This window comes from Limnospira platensis NIES-39 (assembly GCF_026000695.1).
GTDB classification, from domain to species: domain Bacteria; phylum Cyanobacteriota; class Cyanobacteriia; order Cyanobacteriales; family Microcoleaceae; genus Limnospira; species Limnospira platensis.
Map to the genome: position 1 here is coordinate 4477591 of NZ_AP026945.1, position 15997 is coordinate 4493587.

Here is a 15997-nt window from a genome sequence, read left to right on the forward strand (position 1 = left end):
TTCAAAGTGTTTCTCGTCTCTCAATCTAAGGTGTTCGGAATCACTCATAGACACTATCATGCTTATGTACAAACTTGACTAACTTTGTAATGATATTTAATCTTTAGGGTGGTCTTGTGTGAAAAACCTTTACATTAACCGCCCCTGTGTCCCTGTGCCCATCTACCCTAATGCCGGATGATCACTACCAGAGGATCTGAAGTTACCCACCGCTAAGTCTGGGGACTTCCCCTCGAAAGATGGAAACCAAAAGCCCTGGTATTGTTGATATTCAAAAAATTATGGGTAAACTTAAATCAATTCAAGAGACCCTCAAGGCAAAAGCAGCATAGGATGGCTAGGTTGCTTAGTTTAATCCGGGATTATGTGGATTATGGATCATTTCATGGGCCAATGTATATTGGGGCTGGCTTGATCAAGTCAGCAAAAAGGACTTCTAAAGGTAAGGTATCGTTAACATGGTAAACATTATTATTGGCACTTCAGAATCGGATTTGCTCTTGGGAACCTCGGAAGATGATGAAATTCAAGGTTTGGAAGGGGATGATACCCTTTTGGGGTTCCAAGGCAATGATACCCTGTTCGCAGGTGAGGGTAATAACTTGCTATTTGGTGGACAGGGAGATGATTATCTGTTTGGCGGACCAGGTAACGACACCCTATTCGGTGAGTTAGGGGATGATGTTATCTATGGGGGGGAAGGAAACAATTTCATCCTGGGTAATTCGGGGGATGACTCTATAGTTGGGGGGTCAGGAAACGATACTATTTATGGCGGTCAAGGATCTGACACTCTCATAGGGGGGGAGGGAGATGATCTTTTATTTGGCGATCGCGGTAATGATATTCTCTATACAGGTAGTGGTTTTAACAGCTTAACCGGGGGCGCGGGGTCAGATTTATTTGTAATTGGTGTAGGGTTCAATGGCGGTCAGACTGATGTAATTACAGACTTTAGACCCGGGTTTGACCTAATTGGTTTGGCTAATGGTCTGGAATTTGCGGATCTAGAAATTGCACAGCAGGGGAATGATACCCTAATTCGCGATCGCCAAACCAGAGAGAGATTAGTGCTACTAGAAGCCACAGACAGCACCATTCTCAACAGTGGCAACTTTACCAAATCCATCACCAGCATTACCTCAGTCTTGGAATTTTGGGAAGATAGCGTCAACGCTGACGAAAATCAGTCATTATTGCAAATCCCCATCACCAGAACCGGATCTCCTCTTGATAGAGTAGGAGCAACTCTAGTAGTAGCTGGTGATAGCACCGCTGACGTGATTGCAGAAATTCCCGTAATTTTTGAACCCTTTGAAACCTTCAAAGAATTCACCGTTTCTATAGTCGATAACGATATCCCTGACGGAGGGAGACCAGTTACCTTAACCCTAGCCGATCCCTCTGGAGGAGCCAGTATTGGCCAAAGGAATGAGTTTATCATTAACATCCAAGATGATGAACCCGCACCAGTACCGCCTCCGCCCCCAGGACTTACCCCTACACCTATTCCAGAGTTACCGGTGCTAAATCTTCCATCAACTTCTCAGGTGAGCCTCACTATTGAACCGGAAGCCGTGGAAGAAGATAGTGGCAACAGTTTAGTTTATACATTAACCCGCACCCCAGATTCTGTGGGAGTGCCTTTGGCGGTAGATTTTTCCGTAGGTGGGACGGCTATTTTAGGGGAAGACTACACAGTTAGCGGTGCTGCTAGATTTGATGGCGATCGCGGAACCGCAATATTTGACCAAAACGCTACTACCACCCAATTCTCGGCTACCCCCATTGCTAATGATATTTTTCAGGTAAACAGAACCATAGAAGTGGTTTTAGACGAATCAGGATTTTTGTATATCGCCGAAATCGGAGTGAATACAGCCACTGGCACTATTATAGATGATGACCCACCCCCCAGTCCCCCTTTATATGACTTCAGCGACAGTCGTTTTATAGGTGTTGAGGGGGATGATCCTAATAATCCTGAATTTGTGGAAGTCACCATTGAGCGTTCTTTCGCCACCGAGGCACCCTCACGAGTCGATGTGGCAATTACACCCATTACTGCTGAACCTGGTCGAGATTTTGTCGCCACTCCCGATCCCACCCCAGTCATGTTCGACGCGGGACAAACCAGCGCCACCGTTCAAATTGAACTAATTCCCAATACCGAACCAGACCCCACCAGAACCGCCAATTTATCCTTTACCAACTTCTTTATTGAGAGTACAGCCGGGGAAATTGAGGGGGGACAACCAGGCCGGCTGAACCCCGAGGCTACCCTAGTGATTTTGGATGATGACGGACCATTTAGCTATCAGTTCAGTCAGAGTTTGTTCACCACCCTGGAGGGTTCCGATACCAACGTCACAGAAGTTGTGACTATTGAAAGAATTGGCAGAATTAGGGAAGCATCTTCAGTCACCGTTGAGTTAGCCGGTATTACTGCTGTTCCGGGAACAGATTTTGAGCAAGAGGAGATAACTATTAATTTCCGACCTGATCAGATTTCCCAAACTGTTCCCATCACCATTTTTGGTAATTTGGTGACTCAACCTAATCGAAATCTGGAGTTAAGTTTGGTTCCAGTAGAAGGGGAACTCGTCGGCGAGGAGAACCCTACGGCTGAATTAATTATTATCGATGATGATAATATTCCCACCTATGATTTCAGTCGCAGTATTTTTGAGGTCTCAGAAGATGATGGCGTAACTGAGGCTGTGGTGGTGGTGCGTGGTGGTAATACCAGCAATGCATCATCTGTAACTGTGGTTCTTGAACCTGGTCCAGAAAATCCAGCTACGCCGGGAGTTGATCTTGTTGAGACTGAGGTGCGCCTGGAGTTTGCGCCGGGTCAAGAAGTCGCTAGGGTTCCCCTGGAAATTGTTGATGACGAAATAGCTGAACCTACCGAGTCGATTATCTTATCTTTTGAGGATTTTGAACCGAGGGGACGCGCGGGTGTAACTCATCCTACAGCGACTTTATTGATTCTCGATAATGATTCGCCCCCAACTTATGATTTTGGTCAGTCTGAATATCAGGTGGAAGAGGGGGATGAGCGAAATACCACCATGGTGGTGGAATTGTTGCGGTCCGGGGATATAAGTTCTCCCTCTTCTGTGGATGTGGTTTTAACTGGAATTACAGCCACTGAAGGAGATGACTTTGTTGGTAGTGTGATACCAATTCAGTTTGCTGAGGGAGAAACACAAGCCCGGGTTCCTATTGAAATTCTGGGTAATACCCTGGTGCAGCCTGACCGAACACTGCAACTAGACTTAGATGATAATTTTGTGGCGATTGTGGACGGAGAGGAGCAAATCCTAGGTCAGGCTGGCACTATCAATCCTAGTACGGTTTTGACGATTCTCGATGATGATATCGCCACAGTTTCCCTACAGGTGCTTACTCCCGATGCTGTGCAGTCTAGTCTGGATTGGGAACAAGATCCTCCGGCTATTCTTCCATCTAGTAATGCAGTCTTGAGGATTAGTCGTGAACCTGATAATTTTGGGGATCTTGAGATATCTTTGGATCTGGAGGGAAATCGGATTTCTTTGGAAGATTATCAGCTCGAAATTGGTGACGAGGTGATTCCCACAGATGGGGAAACGGCAGAGGTGACGATTCCTGATGGTGAAACTCGGATTGAACTAGAGTTGGTGCCGCTTGATGATGACCATGCGGAGGCTGATGAGTCTTTGACTTTCCGCTTGGTAGAATCTGATTTTTATATTGTTGACCCTAATGATAATCAGGGGACGTTAACGATTCTAGCTAATGGTACCGGGGTAAGGCGGTTAACTGATAGCCTTGAGACCACGGAAGAAGCCTATTTTGACAGTATTGAAGGGTCTTTGCGCCAGGCGGTTATCAATGCTGTGAATTTGGGTGGCACACAAAGAATTACTTTTCTTGATGAGGCAGAATCGGGAACAATTAACCTGGTGGGTGCATTACCAACTCTCAATGGAGATATTTATTTTCAGGGTCCGGGAGCCAATAATTTGACGATTCAGCGTGATCCGGACTTGACTGATGAGTTTCGCCTATTTAGGGTCAATACGGGGACGATTACTTTTGATGGGTTAAGGTTGGCTAATGGTTTGGCTGCTGGTACTAACCTAGATGTTTCTGTAAGCACTACTTCTGGTAGTCGCGGCGGGGCAATCACTATTGTCTCTACTGATGCGAATGTTACTATTATCGGTAGTCTGATTGAAGAAAATGCAGCTAATAATGGGGGGGCGATCGCTAATTCGGGGATTCTGAATATTATCGATTCCACTATTGCTAATAATCAGGCTGTTAATGGTGGTGGCATCATTATTATTGATGGGGAGGTTAAGATTACCAACAGCACTATTGCTAATAACTCGGCTGAAGTCGGCGGCGGGATTTTTAACTCTGTTGCTGATCTGACTTTAACCAACAGTACCATTGTTGATAATACGGCGATCGCCAGTGGTGGCGGTGTCCGCAACATTGGCGGTAGTGCTAGTCTCCAAAATACTCTGATTACTAATAATACCGCTCCTTTCGGTCCTGATGCGGCGGCGGCTCCTGAATTTGCCTTTAACAGTGGTGGGGGTAATTTGATTGGAGATGGCACTAATGCCTCTGGCTTCACTGATGGCGTAAATGGCGATATAATCGGCACCGCAGATGACCCAGTGGATGCTCTCATCTCTCCCCTGGCTGATCATGGGGGACTCATCCCAACTATTGCTCTTTTGGAAAATTCACCAGCAATTAATGCCGGAAATAATACCTTTGCTGATGGTTTTGTTAATCCCGGAGAGTTCGACAGCCGGGGCCCCGGATTCCCTCGCATTGTCAACGATACCATTGATATCGGGGCTTTTGAGTCGGAATTTTAACTAGAAAAACTGGGGATATAGGGATAGTCCGTCATGGATAAATGATTCCCTATTCCCCTCACTCTTATCTGTGGTGAATTACCAGATTTACTATTGACATCTGAGCAGACTTGACCTACAATATTATCATGGGAAAATGTGGGCGCATATATAATGAAAAATTGAACGTCACAGATTCACCGGATGATTAATAAACAATTGTAGGGGCGAACAATTGTCGCCCCTACTGCTGGGAAAGGCTGGTGGAGAGGGCAATTAGGTCAACTATTGCACAGTGCCACTACTGGCGGCTGCCTTGGCGGCGGCGGCTTCGTCGGGGTGAATTTTCAGGCGGGTTAAGTTAATGCGGCCTTTGGGGTCAATTTCGCGGACTTTGACGATGACCTCATCTCCTACTGCTACCTCATCCTCAACTTTGGGGACTCGGTATTCTGCTAATTGGGAAATGTGAATCATGCCTTCTTTTCCAGGTAGAACTTCCACAAAGGCACCAATAGGAATAATCCTGGTAACTTTCCCTACATAGACATCTCCGGCGTTTAGCTTGCGGGTCATACCCTGAACAATTTGGTAAGCGCGGGCGGCGTTTTCGCTGTCTGTAGAGGCAATGGTAACAGTGCCATCATCGTCGATGTCAATTTTAACGCCAGTTTCTTCGGTAATTCCTTTAATGGTTTTACCTCCCGGACCAATGACCAAACCAATTAAGTCTGGATCAATTTTGAGTGTGAGTAGGCGAGGTGCGAAGGGAGACAGGTCAGGACGAGGTGATGGTAGGACTTCCAACATTTTCTCGAGGATATGTAGCCGTGCGGGTTTAGCTTTGGCGATCGCATCTGCGACTACATCTAAGGACAAGCCGGTAATCTTCATGTCCATTTGTAGGGCGGTGATACCGCTATCGGTACCTGCGACTTTAAAATCCATATCTCCCAAAAAGTCTTCAATCCCTTGGATATCGGTGAGGATACGAACTTCCGACCCTTCTTTAATCAAACCCATCGCCGCCCCACTCACCGGCTTGGTAATGGGAACCCCAGCATCCATCAAAGCCAGAGTCGAACCACAAACGGACCCCATAGAAGTAGACCCATTAGAGGATAGCACCTCAGAGACAATGCGAATCACATAGGGGAATTGCTCTTTTGATGGTAGCACGGGCAATAAAGCCCTTTCCGCCAAAGCACCGTGACCAATTTCTCTACGTCCTGGCGATCGCATAGGTCTTGTTTCCCCCACAGAATAGGGAGGGAAATTGTAGTGGTGCATATAGCGTTTTTCATCTTGAGGGTGCAGGTCATCAAGATCTTGAGCATCTCCAGGAGTCCCCAGAGTAGCAATAGAGAGGACCTGAGTTAGACCCCGATTAAATAAACCACTACCATGGACTCGTTTTGGTAATAATCCCACCCGACAGGACACCGGACGCACCTGGTCTAAATTGCGACCATCAACCCGCACTCCGTCCGTGAGGATTTGCTGGCGCATGAGTTTTTTAGTGATGTCTTTAAAGATCATCCCCACCGCTTTAGGATTTTCGATATTGAACAAGCTGATGGGGTCATCTTCTGGCATTGATGCGATCGCACTGACAATCTGCTCTTCTTTAATCACATCAAGAGCAGCATCTCGTTCATCTTTGTTCAACTCAAATTGACCAAGAACCTTTTTAACTGGTTCTGTAACCCGTTCTTGGATAAATTCTATCAAAGTCCGATCTTCTGGTAGCGGTTCTTCAACGGGGTTATCAATGTTCAATTCCTGCATAATTTCAGTTTGGGCTTTGATCAAATCCATGACCGCCTCATAACCGAAATCGATCGCCTCAATCACATCATGTTCTGGCAATTCATTAGCCCCCGCCTCCACCATAACCACACCTTGGGGAGACCCAGCCACCACCAAATCGAGGTCACCGTTTCTAATTTCCTTGTAGGTAGGATTAATAATGAAATCATCTCCCACTAATCCCACACGCACCGCCGCCATTGGTCCATAGAACGGAATTCGCGCCAACAACACTGCCACAGAAGCACCTGTTACCGCCAGAACATCCGGTGGTACTTGCTCATCCATTGACAAAGTAGTGGCCACTATTTGAATATCATCTCTAATCCAACCCGGAATCAGAGGACGTAGGGGGCGGTCAATCAAGCGACTGGTGAGAGTAACCCGATCAGGGGGGCGACCCTCTCTCCGCAAAAACCCACCCGGTATACGACCACCGGCGTAAAGTCTTTCCTCATAGTCTACCAATAGGGGCAGGAAATCAATTCCCGGTCTTCCTTCTGCGCGAGTTGCTGTTACCAGAACTGATGTATCTCCCGATTCTACTAACAGGGCTCCCCCCGCCTGCGGCGCTAGTAATCCAATCTTGAGTCTAATATCCCGTCCATCAAAGGATATTGACTTATCAATTTCTTGCATCTATTTTCTCTTCCTTCCTGCTATCACAAATACTCACCATCTTGACACCCACCTAAGCAAAAACAGGGGAACCATCCCAGGTATCCGCCTATCCAGTTTTTGTAGATGCGATCGGGCGTGGTAAGAGACTTCCCCGCCCAATTTAGGGCGACTCATATCCTAGGCTGAAAATTTTTCCTGCCTACTTTCCATGGACCAGTGCCGATCGCTGCTGCCACATTGAAAGATACACTTTCAGCTATGTTGGCACAGACACATTTCACCTGAAAAAATCTGACCATTGTCGGAAATTTCTAGGTATAGCACAATCTGCAACTTTAATGGGATGTTATACCATCTTATCCGCAGATGTCAGGCAAGTCTCGGATTAAATCCCAGTCTTGGATGTTGACACCTATTGTAGATCACTTCTGGAAAGTTTTAACCAGAGCGGAGATTTATTGAGATTGGGCTAATTCTGAACACCAGAGCGACCACAGCACACGATCGCTTAAAATTTAACGGGTTGCTAGTAGATACTGGGGTCAATATGGCTATTTTACACGGAACTTGGCGGATTCACCAGGACGATAGTTATGTATTCATTTGGGGGGAAACTTGGCGGGGGGGCGGCGCACAACAGGATAACCGCTGGGAAATAGCACCACTAAGTTGGGCTATGACCGAGGCGGAACTCTCCCAGTGGTCGCTTTTACAAGATATGGCTTTATCTAAACTCTCTCCCGATACTATCACAGAAGCGATCGCCCTTCCCACTCATATTGACCTCCATTGTGGTCATCTCACCCCCATTCATTCCGCCGCCACAGTCCCCACAGAAGCAGCAGAAGCTCAAGATATCTACCTGTATCCTTGGTTAATCACCGGGTATCGGCTCAACCCCAGTGATGCTTTCCACCTGTTCGAGTCCTTACCTTTAGGGACCATAGATTTAGACTGGTTGGGAGACGATATAAGGTTTTGGTCTCATGTGAACCGCTGGAGTTTAGACCTTCTAGCGAGGCGTAAATTTTTACCCATCATTAGCACCAGTCGCCTGGGAGAGGGGTTATCTTCCCCAGTTGGCGCGTCCAAATGGCAACCCATTGTTGATAGTGCCACAGATCGCGCCCGCCTGTTAAAATTTGCTGGCTTCATGCCGACCGTTTGTAGAATCTCTGGTTTAGCGCCCCTACAGCCACAGAAGGTCTCATCTATGGTTTGTGCCATATTTTTACCCGGAAGGGCTGAGGATTTGATATTAGGGGCTTTAGGAGCAATGATTGATTGCCAGGTGCGTCATATTGCCCAAGAAGTTGAACGCAAAGCCTTAACTAATGTAGCCATTCTCACCCCTGTGGTTAGAATGTGGTTGCATGGTTTAGCCGATGATGCTGGTGGCCACATAGAAGCCGATAGGGCGGAAATAGATACCCTCCAGACCAGCTTAGAGAATTGGATGTTTCCCCTCCAACAGTCTTTGGTGGAGCAAACCCAGTTTAGGGCTAGTTTTCGTCTCCAGCCACCCCAGGGAAAAACTCAAGAGTGGCTTTTGGAATATGGTTTACAGGCTATTGATGATCCTGATTTTGTCGTTGATGCGGCGACTATTTGGAAACACCCAGTTGAGGCTTTTATTTATCGGGAAAGGACTATTCGTTATCCCCAAGAAACTCTCCTGGCTGGTTTAGGATTGGCTTGTAAATTATATCCGGTAATTGAGAACAGTTTAGCCGAAGCTAGTCCCCAGGGGTGCTGGATTGACTCTGGTCAGGTTTATGAGTTTATTACCCGTCTAGCTTGGCGATTTAGTGATAGTGGTTTGGGGGTAATTTTACCACCTGGATTAAGTCAACGAGAAGGCTGGGCGAGTCGTTTGGGTTTGCGGATTAAGGCAAATACTCCCAGGGGGAAAAATCAGGTAAAAATTGGTTTAAAAAGTTTGTTAAATTTTAAGTGGGAATTATCCCTAGGTGGTCAAAGTTTATCTAAGGCTGAATTTGAGCGTTTAGTAGCTAAAAAAAGTCCGTTAGTCGAGGTTAACGGTGAATGGGTAGAGTTGCGAGAACGAGATATTAAAGCGGCTCAGGCTTTTTTTGCTAGTCGGAAAGAAGAGATGACTCTTTCTCTAGAAGATGCTTTGCGTTTGTCTACTGGAGATAGTCAAACTATTGAACGACTCCCGGTGGTGGATTTTGAAGCTGGGGGGAAGTTGGCGGACTTGTTAACGGCTTTAACTGATAATCGTACCATTGATGCGATCGCTACTCCTCCCACTTTTAAAGGAGAGTTAAGACCCTATCAAGCCAGGGGTGCGGGTTGGTTAAATTTTCTGCAAGAATGGGGTCTGGGTGCTTGTTTGGCTGATGATATGGGGTTGGGAAAAACCATAGAATTGATGGCCTTTTTGTTACATTTACAGCTAGAAAAAACCCTGATAAATCCGGTTTTATTGGTGTGTCCGACTTCAGTTTTGGGAAACTGGGAACGGGAAGTTAAGAGGTTTGGACCCAGTTTAAAGACCTTGGTTCATCATGGAGATAAACGCGCCAAAGGAAAGGCTTTCCCCCCGGCTATTAAAGGCAAAAACTTGGTAATTACTAGCTATGCTTTGACCTATCGAGACCAGTCGGAATTACAATCAGTAAAATGGCAGGGTGTGGTTTTAGATGAAGCGCAAAATATTAAAAATCCCGAAGCCAAACAATCGAAAACCGTCAAGACTTTAGAGGCGGATTTTAAAATTGCTTTAACTGGAACTCCCGTAGAAAATCGGTTATCTGAGTTATGGTCGATTTTGGAGTTTTTGAATCCTGGGTATCTAGGACAACGACCATTTTTTCAGCGTCGCTTTGCTATTCCGATTGAAAAGTATGGGGATACTGAATCATTGCAAATTTTGCGATCGCTTGTACAACCTTTTATTCTGCGTCGCCTCAAAACCGATAAAGATATTATTCAAGATTTACCCGAAAAACAAGAAAACACCGTATTTTGTCCTCTGTCAAAAGAACAGGCTAGTTTATATCAAAAGCTGGTAGATGAATCACTCTCAGAAATTGAATCTTCTACCGGGATACAAAGACGGGGGATGATTTTAGGATTATTGGTGAAGTTGAAGCAGGTTTGCAATCATCCCTTATTATTGGGTGCTAAAACCAAAGCCAAGAAAGAAATGCCAACCCTCAACTCCGCTTATTCTGGGAAGTTGCAGCGTTTAAATGAAATGTTAGAAGAGTTAATATCAGAAGGCGATAGGGCTTTAATTTTTACCCAATTCGCCGAATGGGGGAAACTCTTAAAACCCTATTTAGAAGCCAAGTTAAATCGAGAAGTCCTGTTTTTATATGGGGGAAGTCGTAAACTTCAGCGAGAACAAATGGTCGATCGCTTTCAACAAGACCCCCAGGGACCTCCGGTGATGATTTTATCTCTCAAAGCTGGGGGAGTCGGTTTAAACCTAACCCGTGCTAACCATGTATTCCACTTTGACCGTTGGTGGAACCCAGCAGTAGAAAATCAAGCCACCGATAGAGTATTTCGGATTGGTCAAACTCGCAATGTACAAGTGCATAAATTTGTCTGTACCGGAACCTTAGAAGAAAAAATCCATGACCTCATAGAAAGTAAACAAGCCTTAGCCGAACAAGTAGTTAGTTCTGGGGAAGACTGGCTAACCGAAATGGATACCGACCAACTCAGAAACCTATTGATTTTAGACAGAAGTTCCATTATCGAAGAGTCCGAAGAAACCTAACCTTTTCTCGGTCTCCTCAAACCAACAGACCCCCCTGGACTTCTGGGTGATTGTCAATATTTCCCCTTACAAGTCCAGCAGAAGTTAAAAAAACCTAACAAATTCCCTTGAGTTCAAAAGCCAGTGATACAGTACAACTGCAAAATTCGATGAATTAATATCGAACTGGGTATTTTGGGAGGACTAATGACAGAAGTTTATATCGTCTCCGCAACACGCACCCCCCTAGGTAGGTTTGGGGGGGGGTTATCTGGGTTTTCTCCGGCTGACCTAGGCGCTCATGCTATGAAAGCAGCATTGGCGAAAGCTGGGGTTTCCGGTGAAAATCTGGATCTTTATATTTTTGGAAATGTGTTGCGAGCAGGACACGGACAGCTAATACCCCGTCAAGCGGCTTTGAAAGCAGGTATACCCGCCACAGTCGATGGATATGCCATTGATATGGTTTGTTCTTCTGCTATGATGAGTCTGATTAATGGCTGCTACACTATTAAGGCTGGAGAGGCTGATCTAGTGCTGGCAGGAGGGACTGAGTGTATGTCGCAAACAGGGTTCTTTTTGTCTCACCGCGCTAGATGGGGTTATAAGTTCCTTATGGGAGCCCCAGAACAGTTGATGGATATTCTGCTGTATGATGGTTTAACAGACTCTACTACCGGAGACGGTATGGGGGATGAAACTGAACGTTTGGCGGCTGAACATGGTTTCAGTCGTCAGGCTTTGGACGAGGTGGCTTTTTACTCCCAAAAACGCGCGGCGGAAGCTACGGAAAAAGGATTGTTTAAAAATGAAATCTCCCCCATTGAGGTGTCTAGCCGTAAGGGAACTCAGGTGATTGATACTGATGAGGGTATCCGCGCTGAGACTACTTTGGAAAGTTTGGCTAAGTTGCGTCCGGCTTTTCAGAAAGATGGGGTCTTAACTGCTGGGAATAGTTCCCAAATTTCTGATGGTGCGGCGGCGATTATTTTGGCTAGTGAGGCTGCTGTACAAAAGTATGGTTTGAAACCTCTGGCTAAAGTGCTGGGCGGCGCTTGGGCTGGTGGTGAGAGTTGGCGGTTTCCAGAAGTGCCGATTTTGGCTACTCAGAAGTTACTGGGTCGCCTGAAAATGTCGGTTAATGATTTCGATTTGTTTGAAAATAACGAGGCTTTTGCAGTTAGTACCTTGTTATTTGATACAATGTTGGGGGTCTCTCAAGATAAGTTGAATGTTAATGGTGGGGCGATCGCTCTCGGACACCCTATTGGCGCTTCCGGTTCCCGCATTGTTGTGACTTTACTTAATGCTTTGGAACAACACGATAAGAGTTTGGGGCTGGCGGCTTTGTGTCATGGTACTGGCGGCGGTACGGCTTTTGCTATTGAGCGTGTGTAGGTTTTTTAGGTTTTTTTAAGGAGGATAAATGGTTTCTTTAGGACTTGAGGATAAGGTGATTATTGTCACCGGCGGCGCACGGGGTATCGGTGCGGCTATTGTGAAGTTATTGGTGGAATTAGGCGCGAAAGTTGCATCTATTGATGTCATTGACGGGGAAACTCCCACAGGTGGACTAGCCCTGAAAGCTGATGTGACTAAGTTGGACAGTATGGAGTCCGCTGCTAAGGAAATTAGCGAGAAGTTGGGGACTGTTTATGGTGTGGTCGCTAATGCTGGTATTACCCGCGATAATTTCTTTACTAAGTTGACTGATGAAGATTGGGATCAGGTCATTGCTGTTAACCTTAAAGGGGTGAAAAATACCATTCAGCCTTTTATGCAAGGTATGTATGACCAGAATGCTGGCTCTATTGTGGCTATTAGTTCTATCTCTGGCGATCGCGGTAATGCTGGACAAACTAATTATGCTTCCACTAAAGCGGCTGTGATTGGGATGATGAAATCTCTCGCACGAGAAGGGGCTCGTTTTAATGTCCGCGCTAATGCGATCGCACCCGGTTTTATTAATACCGAAATGACTCAAAAAATCCCTGAGAAAGTCCGCGATAAAATTACCGCAGAAATTCCTTTCCGGCGTTTTGGTGAACCTGAAGATATCGCCTGGGCTGTCGCTTTTTTACTCTCTCCTGTCGCTAGTAATTACGTCACCGGAGAAGTCCTGCGCGTTAATGGCGCTCACCATACCTAGGCTTTTCATCGCGGTTAGCTACTCCTAAATGGCGGCGGGTTTATTAGTCGGATTTCCGTTTTTCAAAACCTCCACTTTGACACTCCCCGGCGTGAACGCACGGGGATTCTTTGTTCTACGACACGACTTGCTGATGCAGGATTTCTCCAACAACAGTAGAGGACTTGTCTCCCAAAGCGTTGCTCGGCTGCCCGAAAGTTCCGGTATGCCCTACCGTACTCAATCCTCGACTCCGAATATTTCTAGCTGCGTTTTCATCCCTATCCATTGAGCAACCACACTTACAAACGTGCGTTCTTGTGGATAGCGTTTTCTTCACAATTGCACCGCAGTTAGAGCATTCTTGGCTAGTGTATTGCGGATTTACCGCAACCGTTACTCTTTCAAACACTTTAGCAAAGTATTCAAGCCCGACACGGAATTGATACCAAGATGCGTCGTTGATAGACTTAGCTAAACAATGATTCCGCACCATATTTTTAATTCTCAAATCTTCGTAGGCTATCAAGTCGTTTGACTGAACTACGCACCTTGCCAACTTCACAGCATGGTCTTTACGTTGCCTACTTAAGTAGGGGTCGAGAGAGATGTCGCCATCTCCCCCTCCCATACAAAACCGTACATGAGACTTTCACCTCATACGGCTCCTAGTTTGACCGTCTCCTTGTTAAGAGTACAGCATCATCTCTTCATCAAGAGCTGTTTTATCGTCGTGACAATGGCGGTGTAATAATTGAAGATTCTTGTAGTCATCCTTTCCGCCTTGGCTTCTAGGTACAATGTGGTCTATTTCAATTAAGTCTGATGGGGTAAAGAATTGCCCACACCAGGTACATCTACCTTTTTGTTTTTTGAGTAGTTTTGCTACCCTAATTGGCGTGTCGATTGCTTGTCCTTTCCTGGTTGCCCAGTAAGTCCAATTTCCGTCGTATGGTGTTGCGTCGGGGCGTATTAGGGTATGTCTGACAATTGGAGTCCAGTTATGTTTGAATAGATGTAACCCATCTTTGGTTTGGAATAGCCAATTTTCGTGTCTTTCTTTCCCATTGCTAAGTTTAATTGTTCCATGTCTGAAATAATTACTTAGCTTTTCGTGATTTGCCTTTCCGCATCTTGATACTGTCCATGCCTTTAACATTTGCCAGATTGTTTTGTCTAGCTTATTGAAGGTCTCTGTTGAGACTACCGCTGAGTAATAATTTGACCATCCCCGAATAATTGGATTTAGTCTACTAATCAAGGCTGATTGAGGTGCTGTTCTATGTTGTTTAATCACACCTTTAATCACTTCTGTGTGGGCTTTAACTGCTTTGTTGCTGGGTTTTATGTGGGTTTTATGTCCGATTAATCGACTCTTAGGCCCCCCTGTTTTCCCAGATTTATACTTTCCTACGGGATATTGCCTGATATTGAATCCTAGAAAATCAAACCCAGGTTCCTCAATCTTGCCATTATACTCAATAGGATTGAGTGTGTGACATATTCGGGTTTTTTCAGGTCTAATCTCTAGTCCTACAGGTTTTAGCCATATAGAAATAGCAGTCATGCACTGTTCAATGATTCCTAGGTCTTTGGAGATGACCACAAAATCATCGGCATATCTTATAAGGTTTACCTGATTGGTGCTGCCTTTATTTGGATACATTTCTTTGACTAACCTTTCTATTCCATCCAGTGCGATGTTGGCTAGTAGTGGACTTATTACTCCTCCTTGGGGTGTCCCTGCTTCTGTATCCTCAAATACACCGTTATCTAGCACGCCAGCTTTGAGCCATTGTTTCAGGTCTCTCTTCAAGCTGCTTGGACAATGAATTTTGGACAATAGGTAATCATGGTTTATTCGGTCAAAGCATTTTGCTATATCAGCATCAAGAACATAGTATTGTCCTTGATTTATGGCAGTATATATTCTACTTATTGCATCTTGTGCTGACCGTCCGGGTCGGAACCCATAGCTTGTGCCTTCAAACCTCGATTCCCATTCAGGTTCGAGGGCCGACTTAACCAAAGCTTGCCTTGCTCTATCTTGGATTGTGGGTATGCCTAGTGGGCGTTTTTCATCCCTACCAGGTTTTGGAATCCACACCCTTCGCAGTGGTTTTGCTTTGAGGTTTCCCTTAATGTTTTTGACAATTTCTAACCTTTGTCTTGGAGAGATTGCTCTTACTCCATCAACCCCGGCTGTTTTCTTGCCTTGATTATCTTGGGTCACTCGCCGCACTGCTAAGAGCCGGGCATAATACGATTTCACCAATAGACGTTGCAACCTTCGTGCCTTTGCGTCTTGTCCCGATTTAGCTGCTTGAAATATACTCTTTTGGAGCTTGAAAACTTTCCGTTGAACCTTAGTCCATGGGATTGCCTTCCATGCGTTGTTCGTAGTCTTGATTGGTTTGGGTTTACCAAATCCTTTCTTTAAACTCGCTATCGCCATTTTGACTCTTATTAGACTCTATTCTTACAATCAAACCGTGACCTGTTAGCATATCCCTACCATTACAGCAGGGCGTTGGCTTCTGGTCACATCTCACATCCTCTAGGACTTGCGGTTACACTTATCCCTACTGATATCTCGACCAGATAATCAGAGTCCAGGAGGACTTAAAACGTTCCGTTTATATGGGCATTCCATCTTTAGATTTGTCCTCTCCACCGGGGTACTTTTAAAGGTCTGTGTAGGTAGTAAAAAAAAACCCCTACTTTTCCCCTTACTCTTTTGAGCGCAGCGTATCAACCTATTTCGCTACTTACTCTTTACGATGGTTCAAGCCAGACATTCGGTTTCCCTAATCATGGATGGTTGGCAGTGGTCTCGTTTCTGGT

6 protein-coding genes and 1 pseudogene are annotated in these 15997 nt (G+C 45.5%); 4 read left to right on the forward strand and 3 right to left on the reverse strand.

Annotation, left to right across the window (positions count from 1 at the left end; all coding sequences use genetic code 11):
- Positions 1 to 458: 458 nt before the first annotated feature.
- Entirely contained in the window at positions 459 to 4883 is a 4425-nt protein-coding gene (locus N39L_RS21960) for a Calx-beta domain-containing protein (protein ID WP_014276370.1), read from the forward strand.
- A gap of 264 nt (positions 4884 to 5147) precedes the next feature.
- On the opposite strand, the gene N39L_RS21965 is transcribed toward N39L_RS21960, so the two are convergent.
- Complete coding sequence (locus tag N39L_RS21965; RefSeq protein ID WP_006617470.1) at positions 5148 to 7310, reverse strand: polyribonucleotide nucleotidyltransferase; 2163 nt, start codon at positions 7308 to 7310, stop codon at positions 5148 to 5150.
- Between the two features lie 529 nt (positions 7311 to 7839).
- Between N39L_RS21965 and N39L_RS21970 the strand changes: the two genes are divergently transcribed.
- From N39L_RS21970 to phaB, 3 genes are all read left to right on the forward strand, one after another.
- Positions 7840 to 11046, forward strand: a complete 3207-nt coding sequence (locus tag N39L_RS21970) for a sll1366 family intein-prone helicase (RefSeq protein WP_014276371.1) — start codon at positions 7840 to 7842, stop codon at positions 11044 to 11046.
- Positions 11047 to 11232: 186 nt separating this feature from the next.
- Positions 11233 to 12423 carry an acetyl-CoA acetyltransferase PhaA gene (phaA, locus tag N39L_RS21975; RefSeq protein WP_006617472.1) on the forward strand — a complete coding sequence of 397 codons (1191 nt, stop codon included), beginning with the start codon at positions 11233 to 11235 and terminating at the stop codon, positions 12421 to 12423.
- A 28-nt stretch (positions 12424 to 12451) separates the two neighbouring features.
- Positions 12452 to 13174 (forward strand): acetoacetyl-CoA reductase PhaB, encoded by a 723-nt coding sequence (gene phaB, locus N39L_RS21980; RefSeq protein WP_014276372.1) that lies wholly within the window; start codon positions 12452 to 12454, stop codon positions 13172 to 13174.
- A gap of 115 nt (positions 13175 to 13289) precedes the next feature.
- On the opposite strand, the pseudogene N39L_RS21985 reads toward phaB, so the two are convergent.
- Positions 13290 to 13745, reverse strand: a pseudogene (locus N39L_RS21985) (RNA-guided endonuclease InsQ/TnpB family protein); the annotation flags it as partial.
- A 96-nt stretch (positions 13746 to 13841) separates the two neighbouring features.
- On the reverse strand, positions 13842 to 15608 hold the full coding sequence (gene ltrA / locus N39L_RS21990; RefSeq protein WP_014274168.1) for a group II intron reverse transcriptase/maturase: 1767 nt from the start codon (positions 15606 to 15608) through the stop codon (positions 13842 to 13844).
- Between the last annotated feature and the right edge of the window lie 389 nt (positions 15609 to 15997).

What these genes read in the sequence shown, in the direction of transcription:
- phaA (WP_006617472.1), top strand. Translation starts at nt 11,233, where the DNA reads ATGACAGAAGTTTATATCGTCTCCGCAACACGCACCCCCCTAGGTAGG.
- ltrA (WP_014274168.1), bottom strand. Translation starts at nt 15,608, where the DNA reads ATGGCGATAGCGAGTTTAAAGAAAGGATTTGGTAAACCCAAACCAATC.
- N39L_RS21960 (WP_014276370.1), top strand. Translation starts at nt 459, where the DNA reads ATGGTAAACATTATTATTGGCACTTCAGAATCGGATTTGCTCTTGGGA.
- N39L_RS21965 (WP_006617470.1), bottom strand. Translation starts at nt 7,310, where the DNA reads ATGCAAGAAATTGATAAGTCAATATCCTTTGATGGACGGGATATTAGA.
- phaB (WP_014276372.1), top strand. Translation starts at nt 12,452, where the DNA reads ATGGTTTCTTTAGGACTTGAGGATAAGGTGATTATTGTCACCGGCGGC.
- N39L_RS21970 (WP_014276371.1), top strand. Translation starts at nt 7,840, where the DNA reads ATGGCTATTTTACACGGAACTTGGCGGATTCACCAGGACGATAGTTAT.